The 4,010-nt window shown below is 73.6% G+C and carries 4 protein-coding genes and 1 pseudogene; 1 reads left to right on the forward strand and 4 read right to left on the reverse strand.

Annotated features, from left to right (window positions below):
• On the reverse strand, positions 1-249 hold a 249-nt coding region (locus H5J30_RS20760; protein WP_181788904.1), incomplete at its 3' end, for a GntR family transcriptional regulator.
• A 76-nt stretch (positions 250-325) separates the two neighbouring features.
• Between H5J30_RS20760 and H5J30_RS20765 the strand changes: the two genes are divergently transcribed.
• On the forward strand, positions 326-1,231 hold the full coding sequence (locus H5J30_RS20765) for a GNAT family N-acetyltransferase (RefSeq protein WP_181788908.1): 906 nt from the start codon (positions 326-328) through the stop codon (positions 1,229-1,231).
• A 7-nt stretch (positions 1,232-1,238) separates the two neighbouring features.
• On the opposite strand, the pseudogene H5J30_RS20770 reads toward H5J30_RS20765, so the two are convergent.
• The 3 genes and pseudogenes from H5J30_RS20770 to H5J30_RS20780 all read right to left on the reverse strand — a co-directional run.
• A pseudogene (locus tag H5J30_RS20770) lies at positions 1,239-1,778 on the reverse strand (NUDIX hydrolase); the annotation flags it as partial.
• A gap of 81 nt (positions 1,779-1,859) precedes the next feature.
• Positions 1,860-2,852, reverse strand: coding sequence for a penicillin-insensitive murein endopeptidase (locus tag H5J30_RS20775; RefSeq protein ID WP_220189153.1), 993 nt, complete (start codon positions 2,850-2,852; stop codon positions 1,860-1,862).
• 26 nt (positions 2,853-2,878) lie between these two features.
• A partial coding sequence (locus H5J30_RS20780) for a glycoside hydrolase domain-containing protein (RefSeq protein WP_181788907.1) occupies positions 2,879-4,010 on the reverse strand: 1,132 nt, incomplete at its 5' end.

The following is a 4,010-nucleotide window of genomic DNA, read 5'->3' on the forward strand; positions in this document are numbered from 1 at the left end:
GTCGCCGGCGGCGGCCACGTAGCTGCCGTGCCGGCCGCGGGTCTCGATCACCCCGTCGCTCTCCAGCGCGCGGTACGCCTTGGCGACGGTGTTCGGGGCGAGGCCCAACTGCTCGGCGAGGCCCCGCACGGTGGGCAGCTTGGTGCCGGCCGGGAGCACACCGCCGCGCGCCTGGGCGGAGATCTGGGCGCGCACCTGCTCGTACGGGGCCTCGGGCGCCTGCTGGTCGACGAAAATCTGGATGGTCACGGACTCATTGTGGGCCGCGGGGGGATATTCGCACGACAGCGGCACCCCCGTCGCCGTAGCGTGCGGCGCCATGAGTGTGCTCGTACGGGACTTCCGCCCCGAGGACGCCGACGCGGTCGCCGAGGTGCGGCGCGCGGCCGTGCCGTTCGTCGTCACCACCGCCGAGTCGGTCCGGTGGCACGTGGCCTCCGCGCCGCCGGAGAAGCGGCTGCGGCCGCTGGTCGCCGAGGTCGGCGGGCAGGTCGTCGGCGAGTCGGAGGCGTATGTCGTCTACGACAGCAGCACGCCGGGGCAGGGCGTCGCCCAGCCGCACGTGCACCCCTGGCACACCGGCCGCGGCGTCGGCACCGCGCTCGTCGCGGCGGCCGAGGCGCATCTCGCCGCGCAGGGCGCGACGACCGCCTACACCTGGGTGTACGACCCGGAGCGCGACTTCCGCTTCGCCGAGCGGCGCGGCTACCGGAAGGGCCGCACCGGCCGGATCCTCCACCTCGACCTGCGCGAGCCGCTCCCGCCGCGGGCGGAGCCGGCGGCGGAGGTGGAGCTGCGCGCGTTCGCCGACTTCGACGATCCGCGGGCGCTGTACGAGGCGGACGCGGAGGCGGCCGTGGACGAGCCGAGCGACACGCCGGTCGACGCCATGTCCTACGAGCACTGGCTCGACCACACCTGGCGCGAGCCGCTGATCGACCACGACCTGACGATCGCCGCCCTGGTGGACGGCGAGGTGGCGGCGTTCAGCCTGGCGGAGACGGACGGGCGCGGGCGCTACCTGTCCGGGATGACCGGCAGCCGCCGGGCGTTCCGCGGCCGGGGGCTCGCGAAGCTCGCCAAGCACGAGTCGCTGCGGCGGGCGCAGGCCGCCGGGTACACCGACGCGTTCACGGGCAACGACAGCGACAACGGGCCGATGCTCGCCATCAACCGCTGGTTCGGCTACGGGCCGTTCCTCGTCGAGACGCGCTGCATCAAGGATCTCTGACGTCACGTCACGACGGGCCCGCCGTCCGCGGCAGCACCACCGACCGGTCCGGCACCTCCCGCTCGTACCCGACGGGGTCGTCCGCCTCGTGCCAGTGCAGGACGAACCGCTCCCCCGCCCGGTACGCGTCGAGAGCCGCCCGGCAGTACGCCACCATGTCGTCCGGCAGCCCGTCGAGCGGATACCAGCCGATGCCCGCGCACTTGTCCGGCTCCGCGTTCACCGGCCGGGCGCCGGGCGGCAGTTCCGCGGCGAAGAACCACCCCATCCGGGGGCGGCCCACCGGCGGCTTGTGCTGGATGACCAGCGCCGCCTCGACCTGCTCGGGGCCCAGCACGAGCCCGATCTCCTCCGCGGTCTCGCGCAGCACCGCGGCCCGTACGTCCTCGCCGTCCTCCAGGTGGCCGCTGGGCAGGTTCAGCAGCCCGTCCGCGTACCCCGTGCCGGCGCGGCGGGCGAGCAGCACCTCCGGCGCGGGGGCGCGCCGGAGGAGCAGCAGGTGCACGTCCACGATCTCCCGGTGGCGGTCGGGCCGTTCGCGCCGGGACGACGGGTGCTGCGGTGCGGTGTCCGCCGCTTCTGCGCTCATGTGCCGATCATCGCAGCAGCCGCTGACACCGCCCCGGCCTCAGCAGTCGTACAGCGCGTTCGCGTGGACCTTCTCGCAGTAGCGCACGTGCAGGTGGTTGTCGTGGTTGGGGTACTGGGTGGTGAGGCCCTCGGAGATCAGCTGCGGGTCGTTGAAGAAGATCAGCTTGATGTGCCCGGGGGCCGCGGCGCGGATCGCCTTGACCAGTTCGCGCGTCGCGGCGCGGTCGTACGTGGCCGACTGCCACGTGATCCGCCCCGCGGTGCACTGCGCCGAGTCCGTGCGCGCCGGCCAGACGTCGAAGTCGAGCCCCAGCTCGTGGCTGGCGTGGCCCGGGATGTCGCCGCCGTGCTCGAACCCGCTGTCGCCGACGGGCAGCTTGCCGTTGCCGGTGCCGGCGAAGGAGGCGGCGGCGGCCTCCAGTTGGGCGACGGCGGCGGAGGTGCCCCAGTGGGCGTTCGCGTTGCCGTCCGGGCTCTGGCCGCACATCGTGCTGCCGAAGCTGGTGTTCTCGTAGTGCCAGAGCAGGTTCTTCCAGGTGACGGGGCCGACGATGCCGTCCACGCCGATGCCCGCGTGGCCCTGGAAGGTCCGTACGGCCGCGGTGGTGGCGGCGTCGAAGGTGCCGCTGGCGGTGAGGCCCGCGCCGCGCTTCGCGTTGAGCGCGGCCTGCAGGGCCCTGACGGTTCCGCCGGTGTCGCCCTGCCGGATCGTCGGGGTCAGCGCGCCCCAGGTCTGCGGGCCGACGATGCCGTCGACGCCCAGGCCCTCGGCGCTCTGGAACTGGCGCACCGCGGTGTTCGTGGCGGGGCCGAACACCCCGTCGGCCGAGACCGCGATGCCCTGCCCGGTCAGCAGGTGCTGGAGTGCGAGCACGTCGGTGCCCCTGTTGCCGCTGCTCTGGGTCGGGAAGGCGGCCTGCGGGTAGGCGTTCGCCGGTGCGCCGATGCCCAGGATCAGGGCGGCCACGGCGGCGATCAGCGCGGCCGTGCGGAACAGCGGTCTGTTCTTCCGGTTCGTCGTCTTCTTCATCGCGTTCTCCTCCACGGGATCGCCGGTCACTTGCCCGCCTGCAACGCGCCCCAGGTCGCCGGGCCGACGATGCCGTCCACGCCGAGCCCGCGGGCGCTCTGGTAGTCGCGTACGGCCGTCTGCGTGTTGGGGCCGAAGATGCCGTCGATGCCGACGGTGCGGCCGAGCGCGGCGGTCAGGGCCCGCTGGAGGCGGGTGACGGCCTCGCCGGTGGCGCCGTTCTGCAGGGTGGGCGTGGTGCCGCGGGACAGCAGCGCGGTCCAGGTGCGGGGGCCGATGACGCCGTCCGCGGTCAGGCCCCTGGCGGTCTGGAACGCCTTGGCGGCGGTGACCGTACCGGCGTCGAAGGTGCCGTTCGGGGCGGTGGCGCCGGGGTTGTGGCCGGCCGCTCGCAGGAGGCACTGGGCGGCGTCGACCAGGGCGCCCGTCGAGCCGGAGCGGATGGTTCCGTAGGCGTTGAAGCTCAGGTTGGCGGTGGTGCAGGTGACGGGCGGCGGGGTGCCCTTGCCGACGTCGAGGTAGTTGCGGTCGATGTGCAGGCGCTGGCCGCCGTACGTCTCGTAGACCTCGCCGACGTACTGGTGGATGCGCTGGTGGCCGGACCAGTAGGCGTCGGGGACGTATGAGCCGGCGTCGGTGTCGGCGACGCCGTTCCACCACGCGAACCACAGGTGGTCCACGCGCAGGTAGCGGGCGTCGTCGTAGACGCTCGCCGCGTCGCGGACGCCGGAGGAGGCGCTGGAGTAGAGGCCGGAGAGGTAGCCCTTGGCGTGCAGCGCCTCGGTCCAGCCGGAGACGTAGCTCATCACCGCGGCCTTGCAGGAGGCGGTGGAGGTGTAGTTCTCGATGTCGGAGTAGAGGGCGCTGCCGGCCGGGATGCCGAGGCTCTGCGCGGCGGTCGCCGAGGCGTTGGCGGCGCTGACGCCCTGGGCGCGGGCGGTGACGGGGTCGGCCGACATCTTGTTGGAGAAGTTGCTGCAGGGCGCCTGGCGGCCCACGTCGATGGGGATGAGGTGCCAGCCCTTGTCCGTCTGGTTCGTCACCCAGCTCGCGGTGAGGTTGGGCTGCGCGCAGGCACGGGTGGAGCCGGAGATGTAGACGCCGACGGCGCGGTACGGGGAGGAGGCGAGCCAGGCGTCCATCGTGGTCTGCGACGGC

Source organism: Streptomyces phytophilus (genome assembly GCF_013870535.1).
In the GTDB taxonomy this organism is placed as follows: Bacteria; Actinomycetota; Actinomycetes; order Streptomycetales; family Streptomycetaceae; genus Streptomyces; species Streptomyces phytophilus.

Coding starts and splice junctions, on each gene's coding strand:
- H5J30_RS20775 (WP_220189153.1), bottom strand. CDS start 2,852: ATGAAGAAGACGACGAACCGGAAGAACAGACCGCTGTTCCGCACGGCC.